We start from the raw sequence: 14,115 nt of genomic DNA on the forward strand, positions 1-14,115 counted from the left end.
TCCCGGCGGGAGGCGCCGGCCTCTGGCCGGCACCGGACGGGCAAGGCTTTCGCGACGCCGCAGAGGACTGGCGTGTGCGATGGGAATGGCGAGAGGATGAGACCCTGTGACCCACAAAACAGAGAATCGCACCTTCGGAAAACGCCGTCAGCAGCACATCATCATTCTGGCCAGCGGCGACAAGATCCGCCACATGACGGTCCGCCCGTGGATGGCGGCCCTTGCCTTCTCGTTCCTGGGCGTGATGGCCATCGGCTATCTCGCCGCGACCTCCTATCTGGTGCTGCGCGACAACCTGATCGGCGCCACCATGGCCCGTCAGGCGCGCATGCAGCACGATTACGAAGACCGCATCGCGGCGCTCAGGGCCCAGGTCGACCGCGTCACGTCGCGGCAGCTGCTCGACCAGCAGGTGGTCGAAGACAAGGTCGAAAAGCTGCTCGAGCAGCAGGTGGCGCTGTCGTCGCGGCATGGCAAGCTCGGCTCACTGCTGGACCGGGCCGAAGATTCCGGCATCGTCGCCAAGGAGACCCCGGTCATCGCCCCGGCAAAGCCGCTGCAGAAGGCCAGCCTGTCCGGAGACGGCCATCGGGCGATCGACAGTCTGCTGGGCACCGACACCACGGCTGAAGCCACGCCCGACAATGTGACGCTTGCCTATGTGCCGCTGCGCGAGACCGTGGCCGACCGCGCCGACCGGGTGTTTTCCAAGGTCACCTTGTCCTTGAAGACCATCGAGCAGGAGCAGCTCGACCGCATCCAGCGGTTGACCGTCGGCGCCACGGAAACGGCATCCGCCATCGAGACCATTCTCGACCGTAACGGCATCACGGTGGAGCCGACCGACCTGAAGCCGGAGACGGATGCGCTCGGCGGCCCCTATCTGGAGCCGCAAATGCCGCTGCGGTTCGAGACGTCGCTGGATGACCTCGATTCGGCGCTGAGCCGCCTCGATACGGTCAGAGACACCGCCCGCAAGCTGCCGTTTGCCAATCCGGCGCCGGGCAAAGAGATCACCAGCCGATTCGGCAATCGGGTCGATCCCTTCCTCGGCAAGCTTGCCATGCATGCCGGCATCGATTTTCGGGCGAGCACCGGCGGCGAGATCCAGAGTGCCGGGGCCGGCGTGGTGACCGCGGCCGGTTCTGCCGGCGGCTACGGCAATATGGTCGAGATCGACCATGGTCATGGCATATCGACACGCTACGGGCACATGTCCCGTGTGCTGGTCAGTGTCGGCGATACGGTCGCCGTTGGCGATACGATCGGCCTGGCCGGCAGCACGGGACGCTCCACCGGTCCGCATCTGCATTACGAGGTGCGCCGCAATGGCGATGCGGTCGATCCGATGCGGTTTCTCAATGCCGGACTGAAACTGAGCGGCCTTCTGAACTGATCCTGCTTTCGAATTGACGTCGGCGCGCGACCGCGGTTATTCTCTGGCAGCGCAACATAACGGAGGGCTTGGCATGGATGGACAGACGCTCCTGGGCTTTGCCGCAGCCTTTTTCGTGTTTGCCGCCAGCCCCGGCCCCGACAATATGACCATCGTTGCCCGCACCGTCTCGCATGGCGCCCTGTCCGGGGTCGCTTACGGCATGGGCACGGTTGCCGGCATCCTCGTCTATCTCGGCCTTGCCTTTGTCGGCCTGTCGCTGATGGCCAGCGAAATGGGCATGCTGATGACGGTGCTGCGCTATGCGGGTGCGGCCTATCTGCTGTGGATGGGCATCCGGCTGTGGATGGCCGAGCCCGTCGTGCCGGCCCTGCAGCCGATGCGCGAGCGCCAGGGCCTGCTGCCGGTCTTCCTGACCGGCATCGCGCTCAATCTCGGCAATCCAAAAATGCCGCTCTTCTATCTGGCCCTGCTGCCGAATTTCGTATCGGACACGGTGGGGCTTGAGACCTTCCTGGCGCTGGTGGCGGTGATCCTGCTGGTCGAGGTCGTGGTGATCGGCGGCCATGTCTGGCTTGCGACCCGGGCGCGCCGGTTGCTGCGCACGCCGTCCATCGTCAGGCGGGCCAATCGCATCACCGGCAGCTTCCTGGCCGCCGCAGGATTGGCCATTGTTGCCACCCGTCGCTGATCAATTGCCAATATTGAGTGTATATTAAGCCTGCGTTACGGCCCGCCGAGCGTATTCCTTGACTTTTCGGTGTTTTGGCACTATCTCGCGCTGGCGTAATCGTCCGCGTTTCAGGGCGCTTCATCACTGTTCGTAAGAACTGAACGGAAAAAATTTCCCTTTGACCACATTTGCTGACCTTGGCCTGAGCCAAAAAGTATTATCAGCCGTCACCGATGCCGGCTACACGATCCCGACCCCGATCCAGGCGGGTGCCATTCCGCCGGCGCTGCAGCGCCGAGATATCTGCGGCATTGCCCAGACCGGAACGGGCAAGACCGCCTCCTTCGTCCTGCCGATGCTGACACTTCTTGAGAACGGCCGAGCGCGGGCCCGTATGCCGCGCACGCTGATCCTCGAGCCGACGCGCGAACTGGCCGCACAGGTTGCCGAAAATTTCGAAAAATACGGCAAGAATCATAAGCTTAACGTCGCACTGCTGATCGGCGGCGTGTCGTTTGAAGACCAGAACCGCAAGCTGGAACGCGGCGCCGACGTGCTGATCTGCACCCCTGGCCGCCTGCTTGACCATTGCGAGCGCGGCAAGCTGCTGATGACCGGTGTCGAGATCCTGGTCATCGACGAAGCCGACCGCATGCTGGACATGGGCTTCATTCCGGATATCGAACGCATCGCCAAGATGATCCCGTTCACCCGCCAGACGCTGTTCTTCTCGGCGACCATGCCGCCGGAAATCCAGAAGCTGGCCGATCGCTTCCTGCAGAACCCGGAGCGAATCGAAGTGTCGCTGCCGTCTTCGACGGCCACCACCGTGACGCAGCGCCTGATTGCCGCCCATAACAAGGATTACGAGAAGCGGTCGACGCTGCGTGAGGTGATCAAGGCGCAGGACGACCTGAAGAACGCCATCATCTTCTGCAACCGCAAGAAGGATGTGGCCGACCTGTTCCGCTCGCTGGAACGTCACGGCTTCTCGGTCGGCGCGCTGCACGGCGACATGGACCAGCGCTCGCGCACCACGATGCTGCAGAACTTCCGCGATGGCCAGATCCAGCTTCTGGTGGCCTCCGATGTCGCCGCCCGCGGCCTCGATCTTCCCGATGTCGGTCACGTCTTCAACTTCGATGTGCCGATCCATGCCGAGGACTATGTGCACCGGATCGGCCGCACCGGTCGCGCCGGCCGCTCAGGCCGTGCGTTTACGATCGTCACCAAGTCCGATGCCAAGCATCTCGACGCCATCGAAAAGCTGATCAATCAGAAGATCGAATGGCTGAACGGCGATATCGCCGCCTTGCCACCCGCTGCCGAAAGCCATGACGAAGGCCGCAGCCGCCCGGGCTCCAAGGACCGCGGACGGGACCGCGACAGAGGTCGTGATCGCGATCGTGATCGGCGCCCAGCCGCCAGTCATAAAACGGACACCCAAATCGAACAGATTAAGCCTGCTCCCGTTGAAGAGCCGGCACCAGCGAAGGTGGAAAGCGTGAAACCAGAACGTAAGGCAGACAAGCGGCCGCAGCAGAACAATCGTGATATCAGGCCGAACCCGGCCAATGACGATCACCGCGAGCGCCGCCGCAGCCATTACCGCGATCACGACGACGGCCCGACGCCGGTCGGCTTCGGCGACGACATCCCCGCCTTCATGCTGATCGTTGCCAGCGCCAAGGCCTAATGGCGTCTCCCGGCCTAGATTTTCCGGGCGTCGGCGTCGGCCTTGCGATCATGCGTAACGGCCGCCTCTTGCTTTATCGCCGCATGAAGCCGCCGGAAGCCGGCTTCTGGAACATTGTCGGCGGCAAGGTGGATCACCTGGAACCCGCCGAACATGCGGCGCGCCGCGAGGCCGAAGAAGAAACCGGCCTTGCCATCGGCCGGCTGGAATTCCTCGGCCATACCGAGCAGATCATCGCGGCCGACCGGCAGCACTGGATCTCGCTGCTCTACAAGACCGACGACATCAAGGGCGAACCGCAGCTGACCGAACCGGACAAGCTGTCGGATTTCGGCTGGTTCGATCTCGACGCCCTGCCCGCTCCGCTATCGGCCTTCACCGTCGCCGTTCTGCCTTATCTCAAATAGATCACTTCGCCCGCAGCGCCGCCTCGAAGGCGAGCCTCACCCATTTCGCCATGATATCCGGATCATCCAGAGCTTCATCGGGGATCGACCAATAGAGCATGGCGACCGGTTTGCCTGTCTTGCCGGGATAGGTCCATTGCGCGGCGCCGGCTTCCGCGAAGAGTGGCGCGCTTTCCGTGTCGGCCTTCAGCAGGATATCGCCGCGGAAATCCAGCGCCAGGATCAGGCCCTGGTGATAGATGCCCTTGCCGCCGAACATGCGCTTGATGGTGACGGGGCCAAGCGCCTCGAACATCTCCTCGATCGCGTCATTATCCATCGCCTCAGCCTTTCAGGATGCCGCCGGCGGCAATCACCGCTTCGGGTGTGTCGACATCGATATGGGCAGCCGCCCCGATTTCGACGTCGATGACATCGAGGCCCGAGGTCTCGACGATATGGCGGGCGCCGATATCGCCTTCGAGCTTCAGAACGGCGGCAAAGGTGGTGCGCGGCAGGATGACCGGATTGCCACGCTTGCCATCGGCCACGGCGCGCACGATCGCCCGTCCGCCGGCGCGGCGGAAGGTGGCCATCAGCAGGCGCAGGTCCGGCGTGATGACGCCCGGCATGTCGGCCAGCATGACCAGCACGCCATCGGCCTCGACGGCTAAGGGATCGCTGAGGCCCGCCCGCAGCGAGCTTGCCATGCCGGAGGCATAGTCGGGATTGGGCCGAATGGTGAGATCCAGACCGTCGAGCGCGGCGGCGATCTCCTCGCCGCGATAGCCGGTGACCACCACGAGGCCGTTCGGCGATGCCGCAGCGGCGATTTCCGCAACGCGGCGCACCAGCGGCACGCCGTCGAATTCGGCGAGCAGCTTGTGGCCGCTGTCGCTCCCCATGCGGCTGGCGCGGCCGGCGGCCAGGATGACCACGGTGATGGCCGGCGGTTGCTCGCCTTTCTGGACGAGATCGCGCGGCAGCGGCCGGCTGGCAATTTCCATCAGCAATCCTCCGACCCCAAGCCCCGACAATGCGAAGGCATCGGGAACCTCGCCCGACAGTAGCCGGCTCAGCACCCAGTCAAAACCGTTCTCCTTCGGCGACCGCGCACAGCCGGGCGCGCCGACCACCGGGATATCGTCCATGAAGCCGAGCACCAGCAGATTGCCGGGATCGACCGGCAGGCCGACCTGCTCGACCCGGCCACCGGCAAGCCGGATCGCCTGCGGGATGACGTCATAGGGGTCACAGACCGCAGAGGCACCGAAGATGACAATCATCGGCGGCAAAGAATTTTTCTCGGTCAGGCTGGACCGCAATGCGGCGGCGACAGCCTCGGCCGTGTGGGCGACGCGGATCTCCTTCACCAGACGGCTATGGCTCGGCACCAGGCGCTGCTCCAGCAGGCGCGCCGTCTTATCCATCACCGTGGATTTCAGCGACGGCAGTTCGGTGGCGATCAGCGTCACGGCATGGGGTTGATAGGCGCTGACCGCAAAGGGCGAGGCCTCCTGCAGGATGGCGCGGGCGGCTTCGACGCTGGCCCCGGAGACGGCGAGCGGGATGATCTTGATGGTCGCCACCATGTCGCCGGCCATGACCGGCGCATGATCGGCGAGACAGGCGAGCGTGATGGCCGGATCGACGCGGTTGAAGCGATCGACCAGCTCTCTGTCGGCGGTGAACAGGCCGTTGACCGTGGCATAGACGTTGACCCGGCCGGTATTGGCCGGCGTCAGCCGCATGTGATCGCGCCCGAGCGCATCGGCCAGCCTTTGCGCCGCGTCGTCTTCCAGCAGGTCGCCCGGCTCCAGCCGTCCGGCGACGACGCTGCCGATGCCGGCCGCCCTGAGCCGCGCCACGTCGCTGGCCTCGAGCCTGCGGCCCTTGGCGAGCTTGCCGCCCGGCAGGCGCACCGCATGGGCCAGCACCGCGCCTTCGACCTGATCCAAAGGGAGATTGCCGAAGATCATGCCAGCGCCGTTCCCGTCTCTTTAAGGTCGCGCCGACGAAAGGCCTGGATGATATCGGCCAGGATGGCCACCGCAATCTCCGCCGGGCTCGATGCGCCGATATCAAGGCCGATCGGGGCGGAGATGCGGGCGATGTCACCATCGCCAAATCCCTCTGCCTTCAGGCGTTCGACCCGCTTGGCATGGGTTTTCCGGCTGCCAAGCGCGCCGATATAGAAACAGCCGGCCTTAAGCGCCTCGGCGATGGGATGATCGTCGATCTTCGGATCATGGGTGACGGCGACCACGGCCGTGTAGGCATCGAGCGGACGGACCTTCAGGGCATCCTCCGGCCAGTCGGCGGAGAGATCGGCGCCTTCGAAGCGCTCGGGCGTCGCAAAGGCGGTGCGCGGATCGATGATCGACAGGTCGTAGCCGGCAAGGGCGGCCATCGGATAGAGCGCCTGGCTGATATGCACCGCGCCGATCACTACGATGCGCGGCGGCGGCAGATGGACGTTGAGGAAGATCGACTGTCCCTCCACCTCGAACAGGCCCGATTTGCCGGAGCGCAGCCGTGCGGCGATCTCAGTGCCCAGAGCATCCGTCGCCGTTTCGCCCTCCAGCACCAGCCGATTGCCGCCGTCGCCCAGATCGGTCACCAGCACGGCCGCCTTGCGACCGGCCCTTGCGGCGTTCAGCCGTTGCAGAACCAGCGGATCCATCAGCCGAGCCTTTCGACATAGACGCGGATGCGCCCGCCGCAGGACAGGCCGACCCGCCAGGCGGTCTCATCGGCGACGCCGAACTCGATGATCTTCGGTTCACCGCTCGCCAGCACGTCGAGCGCCTCGGTGATGACGGCACCCTCGACGCAGCCGCCCGACACCGAGCCGTGGAAATTGCCGTCGCCGTCGATCACCAGATGGCTGCCGACCGGGCGCGGCGCCGAGCCCCAGGTCTCGATGACGGTCGCGATCGCCACATCGCGGCCGTTCGACCGCCAGTCCTCGGCAATCATCAGGGGATCCAGATTTTCGGCGGAGAGGGTCATGATACGGCTCGCAGTCTGTCCATGTAACGGCGGGGATCGGCATCGGGAGCGGCCTTGGCGCCAAGCGCTGCGGCCAGATCGCTCAAGGAATTCAGGTTGTGCACGGCGCGCAATTCGTCGACATGCGGCAGCATGGCCCGCACACCGCGGGCGCGCGCCTCAAAACCGTCGAAACGCAGCAGCGGATTGAGCCAGATCAGCTTGCGGCAGGAGCGGTGCAGGCGGTCCATCTCGTGGGAGAGTTGTCCGACATCGTCGCGCTCCAGCCCGTCGGTGATCAGCAGCACCACGGCGCCCTGCCCCAGCACGCGCCGCGCCCACAGCCGGTTGAACTCCAGCAGGGTCTCGCCGATCCGCGTGCCACCAAACCAGTCGGTGACGGCACCGGCACATTGGTCGAGCGCCTCGTCGGGATCGCGATTGCGCATCTGCCGCGTCACATTGGTGAGCCGCGTGCCGAACAGGAAGGTCTGCACACGGCGGCGCTTCTCGGTGATGACATGCAGGAAATGCAGGAAGACGCGGGTATACTGGCTCATCGAGCCGGAAATATCGGCCAGCACGACCAGCGGCGGGTGAATTTCCCGTCGAGCGCGATATTTCGGCAGGATCAGGCTGCCGCCGGTGCGCAGCGAGGCGCGCATCATCGCCCGCGCATCGATCGAGCGCGGCAGATGGGACGGCCGGAAGCGGCGCACCTTGACCGTGTCGAACGGCAGCACCAGCTTTTCCATCTCGCGGCGGGCGAGCGCGATTTCGGCCGACGACATCTGGGCAAAATCCATGCGGCGGAACAGTTCGGTGCCGGAGGTCGTAAACCGTGCGTCGATCTCGATCTCCGGATCGCGCTCGCGGGTCTGGCGCTCCCGTTCGGCAAACAGCGCATCGCTGACCCGCGAGGCGCCGGCCTTGGCCTTTTCCTTGTCGCGCGTGTCGGGGGCCACCGGCGACATCATGGCGATCATCTTGGAGACCAGATCACGCGACCGCCAGAACAGCCGAAAGGCCTCGTCGAACACCGCCTGGTCCTCATGGCGCTTGACGAAGACGCAGGAGAGCGCCGCGTGGAATTCGATGCGCGAGCCCATGCCGATGGCGGCCACCGCCGCGATGGCATCGGCGACCGCGCCCGGTCCCGGCTTCAGACCCGCCTTGCGCAGCACGCGGGCGAAAAACACGATATTGTCGGCAAAACGGCCGTCGCCGAGGCTCGGCGGTGCCACCACGATGCCGTCTGCCTGCGCGCCTGCCATGGCCTACCCCGCCGCCCTGAGTTCGGCTGTCACTTCGGCCAGCAGCTTCTGCCCCTCGCCGCCCTGGATGCGGGCGATATCGTCCTGGTATTTCAGCAACGTGCCGAGCGTATCGGAAATGGTTTCCGGATCGAGCGCCAGCCGGTCGAGTTCGGTCAAAGCCGTCGCCCAGTCGATGGTCTCGGCCACGCCCGGATTCTTGAAGAGGTCAATGGTCCTGAGTTTCTGCACATAGGCGACGATCTCGGCCGACAGTGCTGCATTGCAGCCCGGCACCTTGCGGCGGATGATTTCGAGCTCTTCCCTCGCCTTCGGATAATCGACCCAGTGATAGAGGCAGCGGCGCTTCAGGGCGTCATGCACCTCGCGGGTGCGGTTGCTGGTGACGATGACGATCGGCGGCGTCTCGGCGCGCACGGTGCCGAATTCCGGGATGGTCACCTGGAAATCGGATAGCACCTCCAGAAGAAAGGCCTCGAAGGCCTCGTCGGTGCGGTCGAGTTCATCGATCAGGAAGACCGGCGCCTTGCCGTTCTGGCTCTGAAGGGCCTGCAGCACCGGCCGGCGGATCAGGTAACGCTCGGAAAAGATATCGTGTTCAAGCCTGTCGCGGTCCGAGATCCCAGCCGCTTCCGACAGACGGATTTCCAGCATCTGGGCCGGATAGTTCCATTCATAGACGGCCGAGGCGATATCGAGACCTTCGTAACATTGCAGGCGGATCAGCGGCCGGTCCAGCGCCTTCGACAGGACCTTGGCGATCTCCGTCTTGCCGACGCCGGCCTCGCCTTCGAGAAACAGCGGCCGCTGCATCTTCAGCGCCAGAAACAACACGGTCGCCAACGGACGGCCGGCCAGGTAGTCGCCGCTTGCCAGCAGGTCGACCATGGCATCGATCGATCCCGGCAGATCCGAGTTGGGCTGGTCCTTGCGTGACAGATCCGGCATGGTTCCTCCCTTTTTCAAGGGAGCTTACAGGGCGCGGTAGCCCCGGTCCAGATAGATCAGCGCCGGAGCCTTTGGTCCGAGCCGAATGGCGGCGACCTCGCCGAACAGCACCGTATGGCTCGCCGTCACCTTACTGTCGGTGACGAAGCAGTCGAAGGAGGCGATGGCGTCGACCAGAACCGGAGCGCCGGTCACCAGCGTATCCCAGCGACCCCGCGCAAAGCGCTCGTCGGTGCTCAAGCCGCCGAAACCGGCAAAGCCGTTGGCGAGCTCCTGATGCTCGGCGCTCAGGCAATTCAGCGAAAACCGGCCGCTCTCGAAAAACAGCGCATTCTTTTCATTGGTGTTGTTGAGGCAGACCAGCAGGCTCGGCGGCTGGTCGGAGACCGAGCAGGCGGCGGTGATCGTCACGCCGCGCCGCACCCCGCCCAATTCCGTCACCACCAGCTGCACATGGCCGGCATAGCGGCTCATCGCCTCGCGATAGAGGACAGGGTCCATCGGCTGTTCACTCGACAATGACATTCTCCCGGCCGTGGGCCTGCTTGCTGATCCGTGCAAGGGAATATGACGTCGAAGGGTTACGTTTTCTACCACCGTATCAATAAATTCCTTCGCAGCTGCGTTGTCATGCAAGGATTGCGGTTTGGGGCGGCGCGGTTAGAATGGCGGCCACGTCTTGCCTGAAACGGATATCCGAATTTCATGACCTACCTGCGCCACCTGTCCACGCTGCTCTGCCTGCCGGTTCTCGTAGTCGCGACACCGGCACTAGCTCTCACCATCGGCGTGGTCGCGCCGCAATCGGGGCCCTACCAGTTGCTCGGGCAGCAGCTGCGCGACGGTGCGGCAGCCGCCGCTGCGGCCAATGGCACGGTGCTGACCTTCATCGACGAGAGCTGCGAGGCCGGCAGCGGAGCGGCGATCGCCGAACAGCTGAAGGCAGCCAAGGCGGAGGCTGCCATCGGCTTTCTGTGCAGCGAAAGCCTTGACGGCGCGCTTCCGGTCTTGAGTGCTGCCAAAATCCCGGCGCTGACCCTGTCGGTGCGCTGGACCATCGTCATGGAAGATGCGTTGAAACAGGATTGGCCATTGTTCCGCATGGCGCCCAGCACCGATGCCGAGGCCGAGAAGCTGGTCGAGGTGATCTTACGCGACTGGCCCGGCGAGGCCTTTGCGCTGATCGACGACGGCACCATCCACGGCCGCGAACTGGCCGATGCAATCCGGGTCTCGCTCGAAGAGCGCGGCATGAAGCCGGTCTTTGCCGACACCTACCGCCCCGGCCAGGAACAACAGGTGGCCCTGGTGCGGCGCCTGCAGAAGACCGGTGCGACCCATGTCTTTGTCGGCGGCGACCGCAATGACGTGGCGATCATCGCCCGGGATGCGGCCTCTGAGGCCATTGCGCTGTCGCTGCTTGGCGGCGATGCGATGACGGCCGCCAACCAGCCGGTGCCGCTTGCCGATGGAGTCCGGGCCGTCACCCTGCCCAATTACGCAGACGCGCCATCCGCAGCAACGGTTGCCGCCGCCTTTCGCGAGCGGGGTATCGAACCCGAAGGCTATGTCCTGCCGGCCTATGCCGCCATCACGCTGGTGAAGACGGCCGCGGACGGTTCGGCAGCGAGCGGCGCGGCCCTCAAGGATACGATCGCCAAGGGCACGTTCGAGACGGTTCTCGGACCGATCGCCTTTACCGCCGGTCACGAACTCAAAGACAATCCGTACCGGCTGCTGGAATGGCGCGGCACGGGTTTCGTCGCGCCAACGCCGGCAACCGAATAGGCCGCCAAATCGATCAGGCCGGCAAGTCGTAGGGCCAGGTGGCCTGGGAGAAGACGCCGCCATCGACCCACAGGGTCTGGCCGGTGACGAATGCCGCCTGCTCGCTGGCCAGGAACAACACAGGACCGGCGATATCGAGCGGCGTGCCGACCCGGCGCAGCGGCGTGACCTTCGACCAGACCGCATCATAATCCGGCGCCTCGTCGAGGGTGCGTTCGGTGAGGATGGCGCCGGGCGCCACGCAATTGACGCGGATGCCCTTCGGCCCCAGTTCGATCGCCGCCACCTTGGTGAACTGTTCGACGCCGCCCTTGGAGGCAGTGTAATCGACCAGATGGGGAAAACCGAGTTTGTTGCAGCCGGAGCCGAGATTGATGATCGAGCCGGGCTTTTTCGCATCGATCATCGCCTGGGCGACGATCTTGGTGTTGAGGAAACAGCCGGTCAGGTTGGTGCGGATGACCTTGTTCCACTGCTCTTCCGTCAGATCGAGCAGCGACGACCAGGTCTGGATGCCCGCATTGTTGACCAGCACATCCGGCGCGCCGCCGAACCATTCGCAGGCCTTCTTGACGAACGCAGCCACCGACTCGCCATGGCCGACATCGCAGGCAAAGCCCTCGACTTTGGCGCCCTTGCGGCCCAAAGACATCACCAGGCGGTCGGCTTCGGTCGGACTGCCGATATAGGTGAAGGCGACGGCATAGCCGGCCTCGACAAAGGACATGACCAGCTGCCGGCCGATGCCGCTGCTGCCGCCGGTGATGATCGCACATTTCGTCATGCATGCCTCCCCAATATGCTGCGCCGCCCGTCCGCTGTGGCTGCGGTTCCTCTTGGCCGCACATAACATCATCCCGGTGCCGACCGCCAGACACCGGCAAACTCCAGCGCGCCCGGACGGCCTCTCGACCAAGGGCATGGTTGTGAGCTGGGGTTCCCGATGCTATGGCACCGCCGACAGCCACGACCATCCAAGGAGCCAACCCGATGACCCGCCCGCTTCTGATCGCCCCGTCGATCCTTGCCGCCAATTTCGCCAAACTCGGCCAGGAAGTCGCCGACGTGACTGAGGCCGGCGCCGACTGGATCCATCTCGATGTCATGGATGGCCATTTCGTACCCAACATCTCCTATGGTCCGGCCGTCATCAAGGCGCTTCGGCCGCATACCAAGGCGGTGTTCGACTGCCATCTGATGATCTCGCCGGCCGATCCCTATCTCGAGGCCTTCGCCGATGCCGGTTGCGACGTGATCACCGTGCATGCCGAAGCCGGGCCGCATCTGCACCGCTCGCTGCAGACCATCCGCTCACTCGGCAAAAAGGCCGGCGTGTCGATCAATCCGGCAACCCCCGTCTCGGTGCTGGAAACCGTCCTCGACGATCTCGACCTGATCCTGATCATGAGCGTCAATCCCGGCTTCGGCGGCCAGAAATTCATTCCCTATGCCGTGGACAAGATCGCCCAGGCCCATGCGCTGATCGGCAACCGGCCGATCAACCTGGAGGTCGATGGCGGCATCACGGTCGAGACGGCACCGCTTGCCACCAAGGCCGGCGCCAATGTGCTGGTCGCCGGCTCGGCGATCTTCAAGGGCGAAGGCGTTGACGATTATCGCAAAACGGTCGACAGTTTGAAAAAAGCCGCTGAAGGAGGACGCCGTTGATCATGAGGGTGAAGCGACTGGCCGCTGCCGTGCTTGTTGCACTGCTGGCAGGCCCGGTCTGCGCCGGCGATATCGCGGCCTTCTCGCCGATCGGCTTTTCGCCGGATGGCAGCCTATTCGCGTTCGAGGAATACGGCGTTCAGGATGGCTCCGGTTTCCCCTATTCCAACATCTACGCCATCAATACCGTCGACGACACGTTCCTGCCCGGAACGCCGATCCGGACCCGCATCGAAAACGAAGCGGCCGGTGTCGGGGAGGCCCGCGCGACAAGCCTTGCCCAGGCGCAGGCGTGGATTGCCAAGCACAGACTGGCCGACCATCCCGGCCAGATCGTTGCCTTCGATCCGGTCAGCGAAGTCGGCGCCGATCCGCACCATATCCGCTATCGCGCCTTCCCCGCCGAGCCGGCTGTCGGCGAACCCTTCACCTTGCAGATCGAGGAGCTGGAAGAGGCACCGCCGGCGGCCTGCAAGGACGTGGTCAAGGTGGTCAAGGGTTTCCGGCTGCTGCTGACGGAGCGCGACGGTGCTGCGGTCAAGGAAACCGTCTATGAGGACGGCCATGTGCCGGGCAGCCGCAATTGCCCGACCGGCTATCGCCTCGGCGGCGTGATGACCTTCCAGCCGGACAATGGCGATACGCTGCACATCGCGCTGGTCATGGTGCTGAGCCACGGCTTCGAAGGGCGCGACGGTCGCTGGATCGCCCTGCCGGTGCGCCCGTGACGAATGCTCTCGCCCCGTCGACCCCCCATGCCACGGCTGTGTCGGCGTGAGAGGCTTTTCCGCGAGGCTCAGGGCAGCGCGGCCAGACCCTGGCGAATGGACCATCGGCGCCGCGCTCTGGGGCCTGGCCATGGCGCTTTGCATCTGTTTCTCGCTGACGCTGAACCAGCGCCTGCCGGAAATCCACCTGCCGCGGCTGCTCCTCGTCTATTTCGCCGGCGGCATGCTGGCCTGGCTGATCACTCTGCCGCTGATCCGCTTCTGTGCCCTCGGCCGGGCGCCGGAGACCCGCTTTGCCGCCTCGTTTTTGTTCCTGACGATCGGCACGACGGCGGCAACAGCCTTGATCTTTGCCCTGCAATACCGGCTATTCTATGCGCAATGGCATGCGCCGTTCGGGACCCGGATCTGGGCCTTCCAGTTCGTTTTCACCTCGGCCTCCGCCGCCTACCAGTTCGCCGTTCTCGGCCTGCGGCTCTATCTGCCGCTCGGGCTTTTGTTCCTGACGGGCGCAAGTCTGCTGCTTGCCCATCGCAGCCGTTGAGATTGCCGCCGGTCTTTGCTAAA

General features: G+C 64.7%; 16 protein-coding genes. 8 read left to right on the forward strand and 8 right to left on the reverse strand.

Annotation, left to right across the window (positions count from 1 at the left end; all coding sequences use genetic code 11):
- The first annotated feature begins 106 nt into the window (after positions 1 to 106).
- The 4 genes from HGO38_RS26275 (at position 107) to HGO38_RS26290 (ending at position 4,172) form a co-directional block, all read left to right on the forward strand.
- A complete protein-coding gene (locus HGO38_RS26275; protein ID WP_250958769.1) occupies positions 107 to 1,396 on the forward strand; it encodes a peptidoglycan DD-metalloendopeptidase family protein in 1,290 nt (429 codons plus the stop codon).
- A gap of 73 nt (positions 1,397 to 1,469) precedes the next feature.
- Positions 1,470 to 2,087, forward strand: a complete 618-nt coding sequence (locus tag HGO38_RS26280; RefSeq protein WP_250958770.1) for a LysE family translocator — start codon at positions 1,470 to 1,472, stop codon at positions 2,085 to 2,087.
- A gap of 160 nt (positions 2,088 to 2,247) precedes the next feature.
- A complete protein-coding gene (locus HGO38_RS26285) occupies positions 2,248 to 3,765 on the forward strand; it encodes a DEAD/DEAH box helicase (RefSeq protein WP_250958771.1) in 1,518 nt (505 codons plus the stop codon).
- Positions 3,765 to 4,172: an NUDIX domain-containing protein gene (locus HGO38_RS26290; RefSeq protein ID WP_250958772.1), complete on the forward strand. Its 408-nt coding sequence runs from the start codon at positions 3,765 to 3,767 to the stop codon at positions 4,170 to 4,172. Before HGO38_RS26285 ends, HGO38_RS26290 begins: the two co-directional genes overlap by 1 nt.
- Position 4,173: 1 nt before the next feature.
- Here the strand turns inward: HGO38_RS26290 and HGO38_RS26295 are convergent, their stop codons facing one another.
- Genes HGO38_RS26295 through HGO38_RS26325 form a run of 7 tightly spaced genes read right to left on the reverse strand, consistent with a single transcriptional unit; the run spans position 4,174 to position 9,865 of the window.
- Positions 4,174 to 4,491 (reverse strand): TfoX/Sxy family protein, encoded by a 318-nt coding sequence (locus HGO38_RS26295; protein WP_250958773.1) that lies wholly within the window; start codon positions 4,489 to 4,491, stop codon positions 4,174 to 4,176.
- Between the two features lie 4 nt (positions 4,492 to 4,495).
- Positions 4,496 to 6,130: an NTP transferase domain-containing protein gene (locus tag HGO38_RS26300; RefSeq protein ID WP_250958774.1), complete on the reverse strand. Its 1,635-nt coding sequence runs from the start codon at positions 6,128 to 6,130 to the stop codon at positions 4,496 to 4,498.
- Positions 6,127 to 6,834, reverse strand: coding sequence for an XdhC family protein (locus HGO38_RS26305; RefSeq protein ID WP_250958775.1), 708 nt, complete (start codon positions 6,832 to 6,834; stop codon positions 6,127 to 6,129). The genes HGO38_RS26300 and HGO38_RS26305 overlap by 4 nt, the downstream gene beginning before the upstream one ends.
- The gene (locus HGO38_RS26310) at positions 6,834 to 7,163 is read right to left on the reverse strand and encodes an XdhC family protein (RefSeq protein ID WP_250958776.1); all 330 of its coding nucleotides are present in this window, start codon (positions 7,161 to 7,163) and stop codon (positions 6,834 to 6,836) included. Before HGO38_RS26310 ends, HGO38_RS26305 begins: the two co-directional genes overlap by 1 nt.
- Positions 7,160 to 8,416 (reverse strand): vWA domain-containing protein, encoded by a 1,257-nt coding sequence (locus HGO38_RS26315; RefSeq protein WP_250958777.1) that lies wholly within the window; start codon positions 8,414 to 8,416, stop codon positions 7,160 to 7,162. The genes HGO38_RS26310 and HGO38_RS26315 overlap by 4 nt, the downstream gene beginning before the upstream one ends.
- A gap of 3 nt (positions 8,417 to 8,419) precedes the next feature.
- The gene (locus HGO38_RS26320; RefSeq protein WP_502941635.1) at positions 8,420 to 9,364 is read right to left on the reverse strand and encodes an AAA family ATPase; all 945 of its coding nucleotides are present in this window, start codon (positions 9,362 to 9,364) and stop codon (positions 8,420 to 8,422) included.
- A gap of 24 nt (positions 9,365 to 9,388) precedes the next feature.
- Positions 9,389 to 9,865: a flavin reductase gene (locus HGO38_RS26325; RefSeq protein ID WP_502941641.1), complete on the reverse strand. Its 477-nt coding sequence runs from the start codon at positions 9,863 to 9,865 to the stop codon at positions 9,389 to 9,391.
- 204 nt (positions 9,866 to 10,069) lie between these two features.
- Between HGO38_RS26325 and HGO38_RS26330 the strand changes: the two genes are divergently transcribed.
- A complete protein-coding gene (locus tag HGO38_RS26330) occupies positions 10,070 to 11,152 on the forward strand; it encodes a branched-chain amino acid ABC transporter substrate-binding protein (protein ID WP_250958779.1) in 1,083 nt (360 codons plus the stop codon).
- Positions 11,153 to 11,165: 13 nt separating this feature from the next.
- On the opposite strand, the gene HGO38_RS26335 is transcribed toward HGO38_RS26330, so the two are convergent.
- On the reverse strand, positions 11,166 to 11,936 hold the full coding sequence (locus tag HGO38_RS26335) for an SDR family NAD(P)-dependent oxidoreductase (RefSeq protein WP_250958780.1): 771 nt from the start codon (positions 11,934 to 11,936) through the stop codon (positions 11,166 to 11,168).
- Positions 11,937 to 12,142: 206 nt separating this feature from the next.
- Here HGO38_RS26335 and rpe point away from each other — a divergent pair, with 206 nt between their 5' ends.
- From rpe to HGO38_RS26350, 3 genes are read left to right on the forward strand one after another with little or no spacing between them, the layout of a single operon-like run.
- Positions 12,143 to 12,820 carry a ribulose-phosphate 3-epimerase gene (rpe, locus tag HGO38_RS26340; RefSeq protein ID WP_250958781.1) on the forward strand — a complete coding sequence of 226 codons (678 nt, stop codon included), beginning with the start codon at positions 12,143 to 12,145 and terminating at the stop codon, positions 12,818 to 12,820.
- A gap of 2 nt (positions 12,821 to 12,822) precedes the next feature.
- Positions 12,823 to 13,548 (forward strand): DUF2259 domain-containing protein, encoded by a 726-nt coding sequence (locus HGO38_RS26345; protein WP_250958782.1) that lies wholly within the window; start codon positions 12,823 to 12,825, stop codon positions 13,546 to 13,548.
- Positions 13,549 to 13,594: 46 nt separating this feature from the next.
- Entirely contained in the window at positions 13,595 to 14,092 is a 498-nt protein-coding gene (locus HGO38_RS26350; protein ID WP_250958783.1) for a hypothetical protein, read from the forward strand.
- Positions 14,093 to 14,115: the final 23 nt, after the last annotated feature.

This window comes from Rhizobium sp. CG5, from assembly GCF_023701945.1.
Taxonomy (GTDB): Bacteria; Pseudomonadota; Alphaproteobacteria; order Rhizobiales; family Rhizobiaceae; genus Allorhizobium.